This window comes from Brenneria corticis (assembly GCF_003115855.1).
GTDB lineage: Bacteria > Pseudomonadota > Gammaproteobacteria > Enterobacterales > Enterobacteriaceae > Brenneria > Brenneria corticis.
The window spans coordinates 1-17,396 of the sequence record NZ_KZ819110.1 but is presented as its reverse complement, the minus strand read 5'-3'; the positions used below and the strand labels follow the sequence as shown (position 1 = coordinate 17,396).

26 protein-coding genes are annotated in these 17,396 nt (G+C 52.4%); 21 read left to right on the top strand and 5 right to left on the bottom strand.

Annotated elements, in window-relative coordinates; translation table 11 throughout:
• Positions 1 to 192: 192 nt before the first annotated feature.
• The 3 genes from DDT56_RS23560 to DDT56_RS23550 all read right to left on the bottom strand — a co-directional run bounded on the left by DDT56_RS23560 (position 193) and on the right by DDT56_RS23550 (position 2,653).
• A complete protein-coding gene (locus tag DDT56_RS23560; protein WP_136168784.1) occupies positions 193 to 1,263 on the bottom strand; it encodes a site-specific integrase in 1,071 nt (356 codons plus the stop codon).
• 123 nt (positions 1,264 to 1,386) lie between these two features.
• The gene (locus DDT56_RS23555) at positions 1,387 to 1,791 is read right to left on the bottom strand and encodes a hypothetical protein (protein WP_136168783.1); all 405 of its coding nucleotides are present in this window, start codon (positions 1,789 to 1,791) and stop codon (positions 1,387 to 1,389) included.
• 7 nt (positions 1,792 to 1,798) lie between these two features.
• Entirely contained in the window at positions 1,799 to 2,653 is an 855-nt protein-coding gene (locus DDT56_RS23550) for a phage repressor protein CI (protein WP_136168782.1), read from the bottom strand.
• A gap of 119 nt (positions 2,654 to 2,772) precedes the next feature.
• On the opposite strand from DDT56_RS23550, the gene DDT56_RS23545 reads away from it, so the two are divergent.
• The 10 genes from DDT56_RS23545 to DDT56_RS23500 all read left to right on the top strand — a co-directional run bounded on the left by DDT56_RS23545 (position 2,773) and on the right by DDT56_RS23500 (position 8,659).
• The gene (locus DDT56_RS23545; RefSeq protein ID WP_136168781.1) at positions 2,773 to 3,108 is read left to right on the top strand and encodes a Cro/Cl family transcriptional regulator; all 336 of its coding nucleotides are present in this window, start codon (positions 2,773 to 2,775) and stop codon (positions 3,106 to 3,108) included.
• A gap of 38 nt (positions 3,109 to 3,146) precedes the next feature.
• Positions 3,147 to 3,656, top strand: a complete 510-nt coding sequence (locus DDT56_RS23540) for a phage regulatory CII family protein (protein WP_136168780.1) — start codon at positions 3,147 to 3,149, stop codon at positions 3,654 to 3,656.
• 7 nt (positions 3,657 to 3,663) lie between these two features.
• The gene (locus DDT56_RS23535; RefSeq protein ID WP_136168779.1) at positions 3,664 to 3,936 is read left to right on the top strand and encodes a hypothetical protein; all 273 of its coding nucleotides are present in this window, start codon (positions 3,664 to 3,666) and stop codon (positions 3,934 to 3,936) included.
• A 180-nt stretch (positions 3,937 to 4,116) separates the two neighbouring features.
• Entirely contained in the window at positions 4,117 to 4,617 is a 501-nt protein-coding gene (locus tag DDT56_RS23530; RefSeq protein ID WP_136168778.1) for a replication protein B, read from the top strand.
• Between the two features lie 64 nt (positions 4,618 to 4,681).
• Positions 4,682 to 4,930 (top strand): DUF2732 family protein, encoded by a 249-nt coding sequence (locus tag DDT56_RS23525; RefSeq protein ID WP_136168777.1) that lies wholly within the window; start codon positions 4,682 to 4,684, stop codon positions 4,928 to 4,930.
• Positions 4,930 to 5,232, top strand: coding sequence for a DUF5405 family protein (locus DDT56_RS23520; protein WP_136168785.1), 303 nt, complete (start codon positions 4,930 to 4,932; stop codon positions 5,230 to 5,232). The genes DDT56_RS23525 and DDT56_RS23520 overlap by 1 nt, the downstream gene beginning before the upstream one ends.
• Before the next feature lie 6 nt (positions 5,233 to 5,238).
• A complete protein-coding gene (locus DDT56_RS23515; protein ID WP_136168776.1) occupies positions 5,239 to 5,463 on the top strand; it encodes a TraR/DksA family transcriptional regulator in 225 nt (74 codons plus the stop codon).
• Positions 5,464 to 5,677: 214 nt separating this feature from the next.
• The gene (locus tag DDT56_RS23510) at positions 5,678 to 7,972 is read left to right on the top strand and encodes a replication endonuclease (RefSeq protein ID WP_136168775.1); all 2,295 of its coding nucleotides are present in this window, start codon (positions 5,678 to 5,680) and stop codon (positions 7,970 to 7,972) included.
• A gap of 1 nt (position 7,973) precedes the next feature.
• Positions 7,974 to 8,312, top strand: coding sequence for a hypothetical protein (locus tag DDT56_RS23505; RefSeq protein WP_136168774.1), 339 nt, complete (start codon positions 7,974 to 7,976; stop codon positions 8,310 to 8,312).
• A gap of 131 nt (positions 8,313 to 8,443) precedes the next feature.
• Positions 8,444 to 8,659 carry an EF-hand domain-containing protein gene (locus tag DDT56_RS23500; RefSeq protein ID WP_136168773.1) on the top strand — a complete coding sequence of 72 codons (216 nt, stop codon included), beginning with the start codon at positions 8,444 to 8,446 and terminating at the stop codon, positions 8,657 to 8,659.
• Between the two features lie 321 nt (positions 8,660 to 8,980).
• Here the strand turns inward: DDT56_RS23500 and DDT56_RS23495 are convergent, their stop codons facing one another.
• Both DDT56_RS23495 and DDT56_RS23490 read right to left on the bottom strand, forming a co-directional pair.
• Positions 8,981 to 10,000 carry a phage portal protein gene (locus DDT56_RS23495; RefSeq protein WP_136168772.1) on the bottom strand — a complete coding sequence of 340 codons (1,020 nt, stop codon included), beginning with the start codon at positions 9,998 to 10,000 and terminating at the stop codon, positions 8,981 to 8,983.
• Positions 9,997 to 11,766, bottom strand: coding sequence for a terminase ATPase subunit family protein (locus tag DDT56_RS23490; protein WP_136168771.1), 1,770 nt, complete (start codon positions 11,764 to 11,766; stop codon positions 9,997 to 9,999). Before DDT56_RS23490 ends, DDT56_RS23495 begins: the two co-directional genes overlap by 4 nt.
• A gap of 140 nt (positions 11,767 to 11,906) precedes the next feature.
• Here DDT56_RS23490 and DDT56_RS23485 point away from each other — a divergent pair, with 140 nt between their 5' ends.
• The 11 genes from DDT56_RS23485 to DDT56_RS23440 all read left to right on the top strand — a co-directional run.
• Positions 11,907 to 12,761: a GPO family capsid scaffolding protein gene (locus DDT56_RS23485; protein WP_136168770.1), complete on the top strand. Its 855-nt coding sequence runs from the start codon at positions 11,907 to 11,909 to the stop codon at positions 12,759 to 12,761.
• 53 nt (positions 12,762 to 12,814) lie between these two features.
• Positions 12,815 to 13,927 (top strand): phage major capsid protein, P2 family, encoded by a 1,113-nt coding sequence (locus DDT56_RS23480; protein WP_136168769.1) that lies wholly within the window; start codon positions 12,815 to 12,817, stop codon positions 13,925 to 13,927.
• A 3-nt stretch (positions 13,928 to 13,930) separates the two neighbouring features.
• A complete protein-coding gene (locus DDT56_RS23475; protein WP_136168768.1) occupies positions 13,931 to 14,590 on the top strand; it encodes a phage terminase small subunit in 660 nt (219 codons plus the stop codon).
• 92 nt (positions 14,591 to 14,682) lie between these two features.
• Complete coding sequence (locus DDT56_RS23470) at positions 14,683 to 15,186, top strand: head completion/stabilization protein (protein WP_136168767.1); 504 nt, start codon at positions 14,683 to 14,685, stop codon at positions 15,184 to 15,186.
• Positions 15,186 to 15,389, top strand: a complete 204-nt coding sequence (locus DDT56_RS23465; RefSeq protein WP_136168766.1) for a tail protein X — start codon at positions 15,186 to 15,188, stop codon at positions 15,387 to 15,389. Before DDT56_RS23470 ends, DDT56_RS23465 begins: the two co-directional genes overlap by 1 nt.
• 4 nt (positions 15,390 to 15,393) lie before the next feature.
• Positions 15,394 to 15,687, top strand: a complete 294-nt coding sequence (locus tag DDT56_RS23460) for a phage holin family protein (RefSeq protein ID WP_136168765.1) — start codon at positions 15,394 to 15,396, stop codon at positions 15,685 to 15,687.
• Complete coding sequence (locus DDT56_RS23455; protein WP_136168764.1) at positions 15,674 to 16,174, top strand: glycoside hydrolase family 24 protein; 501 nt, start codon at positions 15,674 to 15,676, stop codon at positions 16,172 to 16,174. Before DDT56_RS23460 ends, DDT56_RS23455 begins: the two co-directional genes overlap by 14 nt.
• Positions 16,171 to 16,617 carry an Rz-like lysis system protein LysB gene (gene lysB, locus DDT56_RS23450; RefSeq protein WP_136168763.1) on the top strand — a complete coding sequence of 149 codons (447 nt, stop codon included), beginning with the start codon at positions 16,171 to 16,173 and terminating at the stop codon, positions 16,615 to 16,617. Before DDT56_RS23455 ends, lysB begins: the two co-directional genes overlap by 4 nt.
• Positions 16,499 to 16,744 (top strand): Rz1-like lysis system protein LysC, encoded by a 246-nt coding sequence (gene lysC / locus DDT56_RS24925; RefSeq protein ID WP_246856871.1) that lies wholly within the window; start codon positions 16,499 to 16,501, stop codon positions 16,742 to 16,744. Before lysB ends, lysC begins: the two co-directional genes overlap by 119 nt.
• Positions 16,707 to 17,174 (top strand): phage tail protein, encoded by a 468-nt coding sequence (locus DDT56_RS23445; RefSeq protein ID WP_136168762.1) that lies wholly within the window; start codon positions 16,707 to 16,709, stop codon positions 17,172 to 17,174. The genes lysC and DDT56_RS23445 overlap by 38 nt, the downstream gene beginning before the upstream one ends.
• On the top strand, positions 17,167 to 17,396 hold a 230-nt coding region (locus DDT56_RS23440; protein ID WP_136168761.1), incomplete at its 3' end, for a phage virion morphogenesis protein. The genes DDT56_RS23445 and DDT56_RS23440, both read left to right, overlap by 8 nt.

Genomic DNA, 17,396 nt, shown 5'->3' with positions numbered 1-17,396 from the left:
TGAAAGCTTTACGGAACCCCCAGCCTAGCTGGGGGTTTTCTGTGCACAAAAAAAGGGTTTAGTCATTGACTAAACCCTTGATAACTAATTACTTTTGGATGTCGCGCAAGCGCGCTATCAGTTGAGACGCTCCTGACACAAGGCACCCAAAAACAGATAGTTATCATAAAAAACAAACAGTTAATGCAACTTCTATTGCATTGTTTTGTGGTGTTCTGAAAGCTCCGCAGCCATTTTGCCGCCACTGTAATCAGCCAACGGATTTAAATTCACGGCCTCTTCTAAATGGTCGGGGGCAAAGTGAGCGTACCGCATAGTTTCCCGGATATTCGCATGGCCGAGGATGCGCTGTAACACCAAAATATTCCCGCCGTTCATCATAAAATGACTGGCAAAAGTATGCCGTAAAACGTGAGTCTTTTGCCCTTCAGGTAACTCTATATGCGTTCTAGCCAAAACTTTTCTGAATGTCTGATAGCAGGGCTTAAACATGCGCCCCTGCCGTGTCGCTAATTCATCGTAAAGCCATTTCGGGATCGGCACGCTTCTGTTCTTTTTCCCTTTGGTTTTGAAAAAGGTCACTTTACAGGGCGATAGTTGAGAATGGGTTAAGCTCTCCGCTTCCCGCCATCGCGCACCGGTAGCCAGGCAAATTTTGATAATGCTAGTCAAATCATCATTGCCGTATCCGGCGCTGGCCGCTAATAGCTCTGAAATTTCTTTCTTTGTCAGCCATGACATTTCCTTTTCGGCCTCTTTAAAGACGCGTATCCCGTCAAGGGGATTCGGAAGATGCCACTCCCCCAGGCGCTTAAGTTCATTGAACATAGCACACAGGTATTGCTGTTCACGGTTAACGGTTATGGGCTTTACAATCCATTTTTCCGGATCCGCATCCCTACCGTTGGGAATTTCACCGGCCAGTCGCTTGTCACGATAGTGAGCCCAATCTTTAGCTGTTAAACGGGACGCTATCGGGTCATTGAGGCCGTTACATATCAGGCGAAACTTTCCCATTCGTGACTCTATCGCCGACAGTGAGCGCCCGTGCAGATTGTGCCAAAGCTCTATCAGCTCACTGAGTTTGCGGCGATCTTTCTTTGCCCCCAGCCACGGCTTATCGTCAACCTCACGCATGGTGTATTTTTCAAATGATTCCGCCTCACCCTTTGTATTGAACTGCTTTCTAATGCGCTTGGAATCACGACCGTTCGGATAACACTCACACAGCCATTTCCCGGTGTTTAATTTTCTTACTGTCATAATGTTGTAGCGGGTGTTTTCAACACCAGAAAGATTATTTAGATGAAAGTAAATTTTCTATTCTTTTTACCATTTTCTATTTAGTTATCGTCATAGCAACGCCATGGCTAAGTAATAACTTACTTATTGCAGGTCTTGCCTTGTAGCAAGGTGAGAATTAGACAAGATTGTAACTTTTGATTGTTCCGGTTGCTCCTTACCTACCTTATCACATGTGTCTCTCGGATTTTCAAAAATATAACCCGTATAGCTGAAATTATTGAGGATTTGAACCTCTTTAGTGTTTTTAAGGTATGAGGTGTTTTCCTTGTCTAACCACACTGGATAACAAACACCATATATTGCGGTATCATAAATTTCAGGTGTTATTCTGGATTCGTCCAACGCAATAGTGATTACGCCTTTACTATCTATTATTGATAGAGGCTGCATATCATTAAGAGATTCTTTTAACACTGATAAGTTGGACGATTGAGCGGATGCAGCAAAAGAAGTAAGCAGAGCAACAACAAATATAGAACGTTTCATAGTATCCCTAAACATGTTTTTCCAAAGTAAAAATTACCGCCCCAGATGGCGTGATATCTGAAAGGTTGCATTCAAATTCGGCAGACTTATTAGAAAGTCTAACCTTGTTACCCGGCAATCTGATTACGTCAAAAACATCAAGAGCGCCATCAATGCTAATAAGCCAACGACCGTTACCTATCTTTGAGGCGGAACAGTCAACAAGCCAAGAGGAACTAACCCCATCAACAAAAATTAAATTGCCAGAGTTTGCAGGAATCATAGAAAGGTCAGAAGACCAACTACCAGCCTCTTTCATTTCACCGGACTCAAGTCGATATTTAGGGATAAGTCTATTGGTATTGACCTCCAGATCGCCCCTTTTCTCACTGCCAGCCGCTCTCCCCTTTCCCGTCGCCAACCACTCAAGGGAAACGCCAGTATCCAGCGCACAGGCAATCACCACATCGCCGGGAAAGAAATTACGGCGAACCCAGGTACTGATTGTTGCGGTAGAGATACCCAGCAAATCGCCAAGTTCTTTCTGTGTGCTGAACCCGTAGGCGTCCATCATTCGACGGAGAACTGCTTTACCGCCGGATGCCAATATCTGATCGTAAAGTGCCTTACCCTTTAAACTTGCATCAGAAGTTTGCAAATGCGAATTTTCAACCTCACCGGTCACAAGCCAGCGTAAGTCAACGCCAGTGTCCAGAGCACATTTAATCATGGCATTACCAGAAACGCTCCCGCGCTTTGTCCAACCGCTAATATTATTAGCCGCTATCCCCAGCCGTTCCGCCAGGTCTTTTTGAGACGTAACCCCATAAGAAGAAAAGAGTCTTTCAATAATTTCCTCGGAAGTACCTTTTTCATTAATCATAAAAAACACCAAGTGGTGACAAAAATTATTTACCAAATAACTTTTGTGATCTACAGTATTCCCATCGACCAAGATGCAAGACACTGCAAAACGTATCAATAAACGCGAGATCATGCGATATGCAAGACGCAAAATCAACAGAACTCACTCAAAAAGATGTTGTTCCTATGCTCCCGCCAGAACAACTAAACCAGCTTGTCGCCCTGCTGGGGCCAGCTATTGAATCCATGATAAGCGCCTCACTGTCTGACGTGATGACCGTTCCAGACTTTGCTAAAGCGCGCGGCGTAAGCGCTCGGCTTGTGTGGCAATGGCTCGATGAGGGCGTGTTGCTCAGGGCGCCAACGGATAACACCGGGAAGGGTAAAACCCGCGTGTTAGTCAATGTCAGCGCATGGCGTGAAAAATTGCGCCAGCAGGCCGTCAACTGCCGTTACATCGATTCAAAAGCGTAATGCTTAATTCGATTATTCAAAGTAAAAGGATTTTCGTCATGTTTAATTATCAGATTTCCATACATCAGCACTTTGATAGCGCCTGTCAGACGTTTGCAACAAAGCACAATCTGGCGAAGCTGGCCAAAACCGTAGGGATGAATCAGCAAACCCTGCGCAACAAACTGAACCCAGACCAGCCGCATAGGCTGACATGTGACGAACTGCTGACGCTTACCGATGTAACCGAAGACGCAACGCTGATTGATGGGCTTTTGGCTCAGTTGAACTGTATGCCGGCCGTACCCGTAAATGAGGCTAAAGCCGAACGGTTAACAACCTACGTGTTGCAGGCAACCGCCGCCGTGGGTGCCGTGGCTGCTGAAAGCGTATCGAATGAGCGTATGACCAAAAGCCGACACAGCAATTTCATGCACAGCATTAACGCCGGGATCCGCTGCTTGTCGCTGGTCAGTTTGACTTTGCAAACACGTATCCAGGCAAACCCGACGTTGGCCTCTACCGTTGATGCGCTTAGCGGCATTGGCGCGTCGCTGAATATTGGGTGAGGAAGATATGAAACATAACCCGGAAATATGGTTGCAAGCGGCTGATGATGTGGCAAACAGCTTTTTATCTCAACCGCCTGAACTGCGTAAAGATGAAAGCGAAGGGTTTAGCAAGACTGACGTTTTGATCACGTTATCCGACCTCGCTGACGCACTGGATTTGCTCAACTATCCGCTATCAAGTTTCATTCGGTTCAGGGCTGAAAATTGGTATCACGAGGGCATGAGCCACGCGCCAGACTTTGCCGTCCACTGGTCGCAGGTTACCAAACAGGATTGAGGAAAAAATGCAGACTCCAATCTCTATCGCGCCTTTCCTCTGGTATCACCAGACGGAGAAAAAACCAGATGTCACCATTACCCACGGCAAAGGCCGTAAGGGAATCATCATCCGTACTCGCCCGGTAAGCCTTACACAGCAGGTAGTCCGTTTCATTAAATCAGCAATATGGGGGATAGCATGACCGCGTTTACCGTCAGCAGTATGCAGAATTTGCCCGCCGGGCTGCGCAATGTGATCGGCAAACACTTCGCCGATAGTCGCTGGCGTGAAACCTGCGCATATTACAACGGCCTGTCTGAGCGCTACCGTTTAACGGTGTGTTTTCATGCGCAACTAAAAAAGCGTCATTCTGTTTTTCGTTTACAAGAAATGACCGAAGCGGAACGCACGATGATTGTTTGCGCCATTGATGAACTGCGCCATGCGTTTTCGAGGCAGCGTAAGCACGGCATTAATCATGCGACTTTTTTAAGCTGGTTAAGCGTCAGCGAAAGAAAAACGTTATTTATGCACGCTGGATTAAGCGAAAAAGAATTTAGCCAGCCTTATTGGCATATTAATGATGAGTCTTGTAAATGGCGTGGTTCATTATTACGCGCATTAAATGAGCTTTTAAGTTTATTTGATGATGCCCCCGAAATATTAACGGCCATAAAGCCAGAAGAATATTTCAACTAATTAGTTTCACCAAAAAGCAAATAGGCGCTTAACCGCGTCGGGACTCCTTTTATCTGAGGTTTATATGCACATGTATAAAACAGTCGGGCAGGAAATGCGCCGCAACGCAGAAAACGACCGCATACAGCTAATGCTTGCTCAGGCACGCAATGAAGCTAAAGCAGACGCGCAAGTCTCTTTTTCTTGCCGTTTGGATAAGTTGGCAACGCATGCGGACATCAACGAGCTAAGCAATAAGGAAATTATCGAATTATTACGACAGGAATCCACCGCATTTAATAATTCCGGTTCAGATATCAAGGCGGTGATGTGATGGAAAACCCGGCTTATAACCGCGTCGATATCAACGGTAATTACGCCATTGTCAAGGTCGGCTATGACTTTGCTCTGGGTGAAATCAAATGCGGTAAAGAAGAAGGCGCCCAGCCGTATTTATCCACGCTGGCTGTTTATCAGAACCCTATCGGACTGATTAACGATTTTATTCATCGTGGCATCAGAACCGCAATCTGGCTCACCAAAGTAACCGACGCTAAAAGCCTGCTGGCTGAATCCAACCGGCTGGCCGAGTTGTGCCAGAAAGCCTTTGACCAACTGAATAACACCGAGGAGTAACCCACGATGCCGGATTTAATGGATATGGTGCAGCAGCGCCAGCAAGAAATTTTAGACAAGCAGATCGCCAGCGCCCGGAACGCCCAACGCGGCGTTTCTGCGTTTGAGTGTGAAGACTGCGATCAGCCCATCCCCGAAGCGCGCCGCGCCGCCATTCACGGCGTAACCCGTTGTGCGTCCTGTCAGGGTATCCACGAACTGAAGAATAAGCATTTTCGGGGGGCGCTGTGAAAACAATCCTAATCCTTGTCGCTTTGGTTACTGTGTTTTCAGTCGGTTGCAAAGACGAATCCGAAGATGTCGCAGCGATTGGCATTGGTCGTATATCCATATGGCATGACGATAGCAATCGGGTGACTTGTTGGATATATCGCCGCGCCGATGGCGGTTTCCAGTGCATACCCGATCACCAGTTAAAACTGGAACCGTGCCACGGAGATGTAAAATGAGTCACGCTCGCCGGGGGCGCACAGCCCCAACGTCCCCGCTTCCTTTCCCCGGTAGCACCCGCGACCAGTTCGTGGGTGCTTATCCGTGGAACGCCCCCCGCCCGGCCATCGTGCCGGAAGAAAAGCAGCTTACCCGTAAGGAATGGACTCAGGGGCAAGCCGTTTTAGAGAAAATCAACCGACAGCCTCACTTCCTGCGTGAGATTTTCCTGAACCGCTACACCTGGCTGAAAAAGAACAAGGGACCGCAAAGCGCCAACAAATTTCTGGTTTACAGCTTTATGCAACGCATGTGGCCGCGTATTGAGGCAATCAATACGCGCCATGCTATGAACCGCAACGCATCAGAGCGTTTTCTGTCGGAATCCGATACCTACCAAACATTGCCCGGCATGAACGATAAAGCACTGGGGCGATTGGCGGCCAGAATATCCGGCCAGCTCTTTTCCACTTATGAAGAACTTAGCGACTCGTTGCTGGCACAGCTTGACGGCGATCGGGAAAAGCTATTTACCGATGCCGCACAGCTTGAGCTTTATGGACAAGTGGCCGGCATGGCGCATGCGTTCAATGTGACCCCGTTATTCTGGAAGAAATACCGCAAAGGCACGCTGGATATACAACAAGCTGTTGCCAGTATTTCCCGCCTAGTCAATGAGGAATGGTGGACGCGCCAGCTAAAAGCCCAGCGCACCCGCTGGCGAGAAGCGCTGATGATTGCCGTCGGTCAGGTCAATAAAAATGCCTCTCCCTATGCCAGCAAGTTGGCGATCCGTGACGTGCAGGCGCGCCGCCTAGCAAACATGGATTACCTGAAAAACTGCGAGCTGGAAAACGTCGAGACGGGCGAGCGTATCGACCTGATTGATAAAGTCATGGCGAGTATTTCTAACCCGGAGATCCGGCGTATGGAGCTGATGAGCACTATCGCCGGGATCGAGAAATATGCCACCGCCCAGCGCGACGTCGGCATGTTTATCACCATCACCACGCCGTCAAAATATCACCCTACCCGCATCGTCGGCAAAGATGAAAAAGTCCAGTTTAACCGGCGCTGGGATAAAGAAGCCTTTACGCCCAAAGACGGACAGCGCTATCTGGTCAAGCTATGGGGAAAGATGCGCACCGCATTTAAAGATAATGACCTCAAGGTTTACGGGATGCGCGTTGTTGAACCGCATCACGACGGTACGCCGCACTGGCACATGATGCTGTTTTGCAAACGCGCTCAACGCAAGCCGATCATCGATATCATGCGTCGCTATGCTCTGAAAGAAGACGGCGACGAACGCGGCGCGGCTACGTATCGTTTTGAATGTAAACACCTGAACAAAGGCGGCGCCGCTGGTTATATCGCTAAGTACATCGCTAAGAATATCGACGGCTACGCGTTGGACGGCCAACTGGATGACGAAACCGGAAAGCCGTTGAAAGATGTGGCTTCCGCCGTTACCGCCTGGGCGTCAACGTGGCACATCCCGCAGTTTAAAGCTATCGGCGTTCCGACAATGGGCGCTTACCGCGAGTGTCGCAGCAGCGCGTTGCGTGGCGTCAGTCTGGCCGAACAATTCGACGAACAGGTCGAAGCGGTGCGCTGTGCTGCCGACGTTGGAGACTTTGCCGCCTACATAAAAGCACAGGGCGGCGCCAACGTATCCCGCGATCTGCAAACTGTGCGTGTCGCGCGGCGGATATCAGACAAGCTCAACGACTATGACGAAGAAGTACAAAAGGTCGTCGGTATTTTCTCCCCTCATTTGGGCGCCGGTCATATTTATGAAACCCGCACAACAGAATGGCGCATCGTTTCTAAAGCTGTTGACCTTGAGCCTTTGACTTTAAAAAGCGCCTCTGGCGCGCCTCGGAGTCCTGTCAATAACTGTGGGTTGGGTTCTCAACGGTCAGGCGCAGATGTCAAAAATCAGGACGAAAACAGCGGTATAGCGCCGACATTAGAAACCGGAAACCCAGCGATTGACTGGAATGACGACGCGGCTGTAAGGGCGTTAGGAATGCGTTTGCGTGAGCAATCCGTCAGGAAAAACCATAAGCAACGCGACTTTGACCCTAATACATTCCGCGATCCGTCACCGTCGGCCAGATTTACGGGGGAAGAGCGGGAGCGGATACCTCGTATTCAGCGTGATTTGTCACAACACGGTATTACTGCGCAACGTTGGGAGTTGGAAGCGCTGGCGCGTGGCGCCACGGTGAAGATTGACGGTGAATCTATTTCATATCCGGTAACTGATGAGTGGCCGGGATTTAATAACCAGATGGAGGTTGAATAACATGGTAAAAACCAGCGCCGAAAGAAAAGCTACCCAGCGGGCCCGTCAGCGCGATGCGGGTGTGGTGAAAATTGAGATTAACGTTGATACGCAAGAGCTGGACATGCTTAAGCGCAACTGCGCCTTGCGTCGTCCGGGGCGCGAACCATATGGTATTAACGAATACCTGACAACGTTAATCAGGCGGGATGCCGTTGCTCTGCAACAACAAATCGCCGTATTGAATCATCGTAACTGTAAGAAATGTGGCGAAAAATTACCCGTCGCTGAGTGCTGCCAGTCTGGTGAATCGAATTACTGGAACACATTAGGGTGGCAAGAGCTAAAGCTTGCCATGTGACATGTCACGCCGTTTTTCATAGCGTTGAACATATAACCATCCAATCACTATTAGTAAACTAAGGGATTGACGATGATTTCCAAATGTAAAATACTGTATATAAGAACAGTGAAATAAGGAATTAATATCCCGTGGAAAATACGGAACACATACAAAAAATTTTGTCGCGGGTTCAGTTTCTCGCCGACGTCTCATTGGTGGCACAATGTGATTTAGAAGAATTTAAAATCGCTATGTCGTTAATATCCGACCTGGCTCAAGGGACAATATCAGCGGAAAACCATCATAAAGCTCTCGATGAAGCGTTGGAATACCTCAAAAAAAGAGAGCAGAAAAACATGTTGTAAGCCGTGCGTGCATAACCCGCATGATTTTGCATGATGATCTACCGCCTATTTTACCCCGTTCAAACCCTGCCCGGCGCGGATCACATCGGATCATGCGAGTGCATGAAAAGCGATACATAAAGCGGGCAGGCGTGGCGGGGATAGCATTGCGCGCAAGCGCCATTGGCTGTTAAATTTTGGTCGCACAGGCGGCGCTCTGTGGGGCTGAAAATGCGATGAGGGGGAAAGGTTCGATTTTTCGTTGAGTCGCTTAGAATGCGATTGACGAGGGTTGCTGAGGGCGTAAAAAAGCCGCTGGCAAAGCGGCTTACATGGTCGGGGTTACTCTTCTTTCAGGGCGTAAGACTTGAACGCGATCACCTCCATTCCCACCCAATCATTAACCTCTTTCATTCGCTCCTGTAATGGCGTCAGTTCATTCCTGACAAACACCTGACTGGCTTTTTCCACATCCCCAAACCCACCGGTATTATTCGGGATAATCCCCATCATCTGCGGCGGCACGCGGTGGGCACTGAGCAGATCGTCACGGCTGGCGTTCTTGATGTTAAAGAAATCGTCTTTTGTGGCGACTTCACTGAGCGGCACGATCTTGATGCCGTCCGGCTTACCGTTGGGCGCGTAGAAAAACAGGTTTTTAAAATTCCCCAGCCCCTTGGTGTTACTCATGGCGGCGCGCAGCTTGTCCACATCGGTGCTATTTTGTGCTGCATCAGTCACATACATGATGTACCCGGCGTGCGCGCCGTTCTGGTAATACTTACGGCGAAACAGCGTCGCCGATTCGTTCAGCCAGGCCGAGTTTAACGAGCTGAGGTATTCCGGCAGGCCGTACATTTCCTGATTGATATCCGGCTCCAGCAGATGAAACACGCTACCCGGTTCAAAGCGGTGCGGCTCTTTAAATGACTGCACGAACCAGTAAACATCCTCTTCCACTCCGCGCCGGGTGTATTTGGCCGGGCTGGATTCCAAACGCAATAAGCCCCCTGTCCTGTTAAGCCGTTTTTCCAGAAAGGCGTTACCAAACACCAGATAATCCAGCACAAAGCGGCTGAAATCCTGCTGGCTTAATAACGGGTGCGGGATAAAGGTGCTGACCAGAATATTACGTTTCACGTAAATGGGTGAGCTATGGTGTACCGCCGCACGCAGACTTTTTGCCAGACCGGAGAAGCTGATCGGCGGCTCAATCCATTTGCCGTTATGGATACACTCGGCATAATCCAGAATATCGCGCCGATCCAGAACGGTGGAAGGTTCGCCAAAGGTGAACGCCTCCACCGATTGCGGCTTGCTGGCCGGGGCGGATTGTGTCTTACGAAATTTACGTTTGCTCATTCGTTAATATCCAAAATGCTGACAGGGACATGGCCGTTAATGGCGGTCAGGGGTTCGTTTAACAGGGCGTGCATCGTCGCCCATGCCACATCGGCATGGCTGGCTTCTTCGCTGCGACTGGCTTCATAGGTGCTACGGTTGCCGCTGGCCGTCATGGTTTTGCGGATAGCCATAAACGACTGCGTGATATCGGTGTGGCTGGTGTCGTACTCCAGCCGCCCGCTGGTGATGGTGTCTTTCGCTTTCAGTACCATTGCGGTTTTAACGTCCGGCGAATACTTGATTTCACGCGCTGCCGGGAAAAATCCCCGTACCAGTTGGTAAACCCCCTGGCCGATGCCCGTCGCGTCAATGCCGATATATTCGACAAGGTACTTTTCGGTCAGCGCCTTGATGGCGTCGGCCTGTGCGGCAAAGTCCATGCCTTTCCACTGGAAGCGCTCAAGGATACGAAATTTACCGCCCGGCGCCTGCGGCGGTGCCAGCACCACACAGCCCGCGCTGTCGCCAGTGTGCGACGGGTCGTAACCAATCCATACCGGCTTATAGGCGAATGGGCGGAGCGCATAAGGGTTGAAGTCCTCCCACTCTTCCAGCGCATCGACCATACATCGCTGTAATTCCTCAAACGGAAACACCGACGCCTTATCATCGACAAATTCGCACATCAGCAGGTTTTGATATTCCGCCGGGCTGTATTCCAGTACCAACTGGTCGAGGTCGAACAGGTTGCAGCCGCCGGCCAGCGCATCCTCTACGGTGACAATCTGCCGCCATTGACCATCGCCGCACAGCACACCGCCGGACAGGTGCGCATGGCTTAAATCCAGATGGATGTGATCGGCTTTGTTGCCGCGGCCTTTGTTGAACAGCTCCCCCGACCAAAACGGATAGGCGCTGTGTGCCAGGCTCGACGGCGTGGAGAAATAGGTGGTGCGCCATTTTTTATGTAACGACATGCCGCTGGCGACTTTGCGCAGCTCCTGAAATTTGGGTATCCAGAAATATTCATCCAAATACAGGTTGCCGGTGTAGCTCTGCGCGGTGCGGATATTGGTGCCGAGGAAAAACAGGCGGGCGCCGTTCGGCAGCACCATCGGGTCGCCTTTCAGGTCAACATCAACCAGCCGGGCAAAATCGATGATGTAGTTTTTAAAGACGTGGGCCTGCGCCTTACTGGCCGAGAGGAAAATTTGATTGCGCCCGGTGGTGAGCGCGTCGATTAACGCTTCCCGCGCAAAATAGAACGTCGCCCCAATCTGGCGCGATTTCAGGATATTGCGGATACGGTGCTGTAGCCCGGCCTGATGCCAGCCGCGCTGGTATTCGAATATCTCTTCCAGAAAAATGTCGTTCAGCTTCTCAATCGCGGCGTCACTGAACAGGTTCTTTTCCGGCGCCTTGCGCTCTCCCTTGTTACGGTTACGCACGTTGGGATTGAGATCGGCCTCGTTGCCCGTCTGGTTGTAGCGGTTTACTCGCGCTAACCGTTCAATCTGGCGGCCTAATAGATCTATCTCTTTGTAGTCGTGCCCCTCCTTTTTCGTCTTCATGATGAGCTGAATCAATCGCGCTTCCAGACTGGCTTCAACACGCGAAACCGGGGCGATAGCGTCCCAGCTGTCGCGCTGCTTCCAGCTCTGTACGGTCGGCGTTTTCTGGTTCAGCATTTCCCCAATCTGACGCACCGAAAAGCCTTGCCAGTAGAGCAAGGCCGCCTGTCGTCGTGGGTCGCTGATAATAGTGGTGTCGGCGGTTGTGTTCATGGCTGCAAGGCTACGTCAGCGCGCCCTGTCGCCGCCTTAAGTGCCTGTTGTGTCAGTGATTAGCAAACCGCGATTGATGGCGCGCCGTTCTGTCAGGTCGGATACTCGCCCCGATTTCCCGAAAACAGACGGATGAGACAATGGCTAAAAAAGTTTCGAAATGGTTCCGCATTGGTGTCGAGGGCAACACCTGCGACGGTCGCGTGATTGACGCGAACGATATTCAACACATGGCGGAGACGTTTGACCCGCGCGTCTACGGCTGCCGCATCAACCTTGAGCATTTGAAAGGCATCCTGCCCGATAGCGCATTCCGCCGTTACGGCGATGTGGTCGAACTGAAAGCGGAAGCGATTGACGATGATTCGGCTATCAACGGCAAACTGGCGCTGTTCGCCAAAATTACCCCGACCGATGATCTGATCGCCATGAACAAGGCCGGGCAAAAAATTTATACCTCAATGGAAATTCAGCCCAACTTTGCCAACAGCGGCAAAGCCTATCTGGTCGGGCTGGCCGTTACCGACGATCCGGCGAGCCTCGGCACGGAAATGCTGGAATTCAGCGCGAAAGCCAAACATAACCCGCTGGCCGCTCGCAAATCGTCCCCGGAAAACCTCTTTTCAGCCGCCACCGAAGTGTCGCTGGAATTTGAAGACCTGCCCGACGTTGAGCCAACGCTATTAACCCGCGTGAAAGCCCTGTTTGGCCGCAAGCAGTCGAGCGACGACGCCCGCTTTAATGATGTGCATGAGGCGGTCACTGCGGTTGGTGAACATGTGCAGAGTGGTTTTGAAGATATCTATAAGCGAGTTTCAAAAATTGAAGTCGACCTCGCTGTTTATAAGCAGGATGCGTCCCGCCAAACCGAACAGGCAAAACAGGAAATTAACGACCTCAAAGCCACGCTGGACGGCACCGAAAGCCTGACGCAGATCCGTCGCCCGGCCGCAACCGGCGGCGACGGCGAAGCCTCTCTGCTGACCAACTGCTGACAGGGGATAACTCCTCTGTATTAACCCCTTTTTCAAAAAGAACAGGAAACATCATGCGTAAAGAAACCCGTTTTAAATTCAACGCCTACCTGACCCAGCTTGCCAAAATCAACGGCGTTGAGGTGGAAACGCTAAGCAAGAAATTCAGCGTTGAGCCGTCCGTCACGCAATCGCTGATGGAAGTGGTGCAGGAGTCCAGCGACTTTCTGACCCGTATCAATATCGTGCCGGTTGCTGAATTGACCGGGGAAAAAATCGGCCTCGGCGTATCCGGATCGGTTGCCAGTACCACGGATACGGCCAACGGCGACGAACGCGAAACCGCCGATCTACAGAGCCTGGAAGCTCGCCAGTATAAGTGCGAGCAGATGAACTTTGATTTCCATATCCGTTACAACACCCTTGACCTGTGGGCGCGTTTTCAGGATTTCCAACTGCGTTTGCGTAACGCCATCGCCAAGCGTCAGTCACTCGACTACATCATGGCCGGGTTCCACGGCGTGAAACGCGCGGCCACCTCCGACCGTGCCAAAAATCCGCTGTTACAGGATGTGGCCGTCGGCTGGTTGCAGAAATACCGCAACGAATCGCCCAAGCGGGTGATGGATAAAGTCGTTGCCGAAGACGGCACGGTGATCTCCGAGAAAATCCGCGTCGGTGAAAACGGCGACTATGAAACGCTCGATGCGCTGGTGATGGATGCGACCAACACCATGATCGACCCGTGGCATCAGGAAGACCCCGACCTGGTGGTGATTTGCGGCCGTCAATTGCTGGCCGACAAATATTTTCCGTTGGTCAACAAACAGCAGGACAACAGCGAAACGCTGGCCGTCGACGTCATCATCAGCCAGAAACGCATCGGCAACCTGCCCGCCGTGCGCGTGCCGTACTTCCCGGCCAATGCGCTGATGGTCACCCGTCTGGATAACCTCTCCATTTATTACATGGACGACAGCCACCGCCGCCACATTGAAGAGGTCGCCAAGCGTGACCGCATCGAAAATTACGAATCCATCAAACAGGATTACGTCGTCGAAGACTACGGCTGCGGCTGCCTGATTGAAAATATCCAACTGGGTAAATTCCCTAAAAAGGAAACCGAAAAAGCCGCTGACGCCACCGAACAGGCCGCGGAAAAACCGGCAGAGAATACAGGAGCCTAAACCATGTTAAGCCCAGCCCAGCGTCACATGATGCGGGTGTCGGCTGCCGAAGCGTCGCAGCGGGAGAATGACCCGCTGCGGCAGGCCACCGGATATGAGCAAATGCTGTTCCGGCTGGCCGCCGACAAACGCACGTTAAAACAGGTGCGCTCCAAAGAGCGTAAAGCCGAGATTAAGCGCGGCTTACTGGTGAATTATGCGCCGTGGATCGAGGGGGTACTGAGCAGCGGACGCGGCGCACAGGATGCGGTGTTAATGACCGCCATGGTGTGGAAACTCGACGCGGGGGATATTTCCGGCGCGCTGGAGATTGCCCGCTATGCGCTTAAGCACGAGCTGGTGATGCCGTTCGGCACCCGTACGACGCCGTACCTGCTGGCCGAAGAGGTCGCGGAGTCTGCAACCCGCGCCTATACCGCCGGGCAGCCGGTCAACGTTGACCCTTTGCTTACCACGCTGACGCTGACCGACGAGCAAGACATGCCGGATCAGGTGCGCGCCAAGCTGCACAAAATTATCGGCCAGGTAGTACGTGACAGCGGCAAGCCGGAGCAAGCCCTGTACCACCTGAAACGCGCCTTTCAGCTTGATAGCCGATGCGGCGTCAAAAAAGACATAGAACGGCTGGAGACCGCGCTGCGCAAGGCAGCGACCGGCCGTTAACCTAACGCGCCCCGCGCCGGGCGGCACACAGGCCGGAACGGATAACCGCTTTCCTGTGCCTGTGTCCACCGCCCACCTATTACGAGGTTGTCATGACGACAATGATTTTTCCCGCCACGGCGGAGCCACACCCGGACTCGGTGGTTATTCCGGTGCCCGCGGGCCACGACGCGGTGATTAAAAACACCTTTTTCTGGCCGGACGTGGAGCCGGACACCCTGCGCAAACTGATGCGGCTGGAAAACACCGTTACGCCGGAGCGGTTACGGCATGCGGTGCTGACGGCAATTTCCGAGGTCAACGCCGAGCTGTACCTGTACCGGGAAGCGCAGATGTGCACCGGATTCAGGCAGTTGTCCGACGTTCCCGCCGAGCAGATCGACGGCCAGAGCGAAAAACATCATCACTATCTGCGTGCGGTTAGCACGATTGCCACCGCGTCGCTGTACGAGCGTTACCGGGGCTATGACGCCAGTGCCAAAGGCAACAACAAAGCGGACGCGCTCGACGGCACGATTGATGAGCTATGGCGCGATGCGCGCTGGTCAATCAGCCGCGTACAGGATAAGCCGCACTGCATCATCGGGCATATCTGATGCAGGTTATCGCACAGCAGGGCGACACCCTCGACACCCTCTGTTATCGCTATTACGGGCGCACGCAGGGGGTGGTCGAGGTGGTGCTTACCGCCAATCCGGGGCTGGCCGCGCTGGGGGCGATCCTGCCCCACGGCGCCGCCGTCACGCTGCCGGATATCGATACCGCCCCGGCGCGTGAGTCCGTCCAGTTATGGGACTAACGCAATGAACGAACCCGATAAAAGCATTTTGTCTTTATTCCTCATCGGCGCGCTGATCGTCGTGGGGAAAGTGTTGGCAGGCGGCGAACCTGTCACGCTGCGCCTGTTTATCGGCCGCACCCTGTTAGGGGGTTTTGTGTCGATGGTGGCGGGCGTGGCGCTGGTGCAGTTCCCCAACCTGTCGCCCGTCGCTATCAATGGCATCGGTGCGGCGCTGGGGATTGCTGGCTATCAGGCCATTGAACTGTTGATCAAGAGCAAGCTGGGAAAGGGGAAAAAAGACGATGCCGATAAGTAAAAGTCTGTCGCCGAATCTGGCGGCCTTTCTGGATACGCTGGCATTTTCCGAGGGGACGGCGACGCACCCGCTAACCCGAAGCAGCGGCTATGACGTGATTGTCACCGGGCTGGATGGCAAGCCGGAGATTTTTACCGACTACCGCGATCATCCGTTTGCCAGCGGCCGCCCGGCGAAGGTGTTTAACCGCCGGGGTGAAAAATCCACAGCATCCGGGCGCTATCAACAGCTCTATCTGTTCTGGCCGCATTACCAGCAACGCATGAAGCTGCCGGATTTCAGCCCGGCGTCACAGGACCGGCTGGCCGTGCAACTCATTAATGAGCGCCGGGCGCTGGCGGATATCGAACGCGGCGACATTGAACGGGCGATTTCCAAATGTCGCAATATTTGGGCGTCACTGCCCGGCGCCGGTTACGGTCAGCGTGAACACGGTCTGGATCGGCTGGTTCAGGTTTACCAGCAGGCCGGGGGAATGCTGGCATGAGCAAAGCACTGACGCAGATTATCGCCATTATGGCAGCGTGGCTGCTGATTATGCTGGCCGTGACCAAATGGCAACTGTCCAACGCCAAGGATGCACTCGACCAGCAGGGCGTCACATTAAGCCAGCAAAAAGACGCCCTGCTGGCGCAGAATGCCACTATCGGCACGCTACAGGAAAACGCCCGGCGTAACGAGCTGGCCCAGGTCGAGCTGCGTACGAAATTATCACAGGCCGGGCAACTGGCCGCGTCCCGCGATAAGAAAATCACAAGGTTACTCAATGAAAATGAAGCCCTGCGCCGCTGGTATGGCACTGCTTTGCCTGATGCTATTAAGCAGCTGCACCGCCGCCCCGCCTTTGCCAGCGCCGACGGTTATTTACGTTGGCTGTCCGAAAGTGACGAGCTGCCCGATCCCGGCCAGCAGTCCGCAAACCAACGGTGAGTTAAGCGCCGACAATCGGGTATTGGAAAATGCACTGGTGAGCTGTGCGCTACAGGTGGAAACCATTAAACACTGTCAGGAACAACACGATGCTGAAACCGCAAAGCCTGCGCCGCGCCCTGAGTGACGCCGTGCCGGTACTGAAAAATAATCCCGATATGCTGCACGTTTTTATCGACAGCGGCGCGGTGATATCAACGCTCGCCCCGTCGCTGTCGTTTGAAAATCAGTACACGCTAAATCTGGTCATTACCGACTTTACCGAGGATATCGACTGGCTGCTGGTGCCGATTAACGCCTGGCTGCGAGAGAATCAGCCCGACATGCTGGCAAATGACGAGTTACGCAAAAAAGGCTTTACCTATATTGCCGATATTAACGATAACGGGAGCTGTGATATCAGCATCAGCTTGCGCCTGTCTGAGCGAGTGATCGTTAAAGAGGTTGATAAAGCGTTGCACGTTACCCACGCGCCGGAGCCGCCGCTACCACTCCCTGTAGAACGCCCTATGGCGTTATACATTCATGGCGAATTAGTGAGCCAGTGGCATGAATGAGCTGAAGCCCTTTGACGATAAGCTGGCCGGGCTGCTTGCCAGCCTATCCCCAGCGGGGCGCCGACAGTTGGCCGGAAAGGTGGCAAAAGCGCTGCGCAGCAGTCAGCAACAGCACATCAAACGGCAGCAGGCACCGGACGGCACACCCTATGCCCCACGCAAAGCGCAGCCGGTTAAGGGCAAAAAAGGCCGGGTTAAGCGTCAGATGTTCCAGAAACTGCG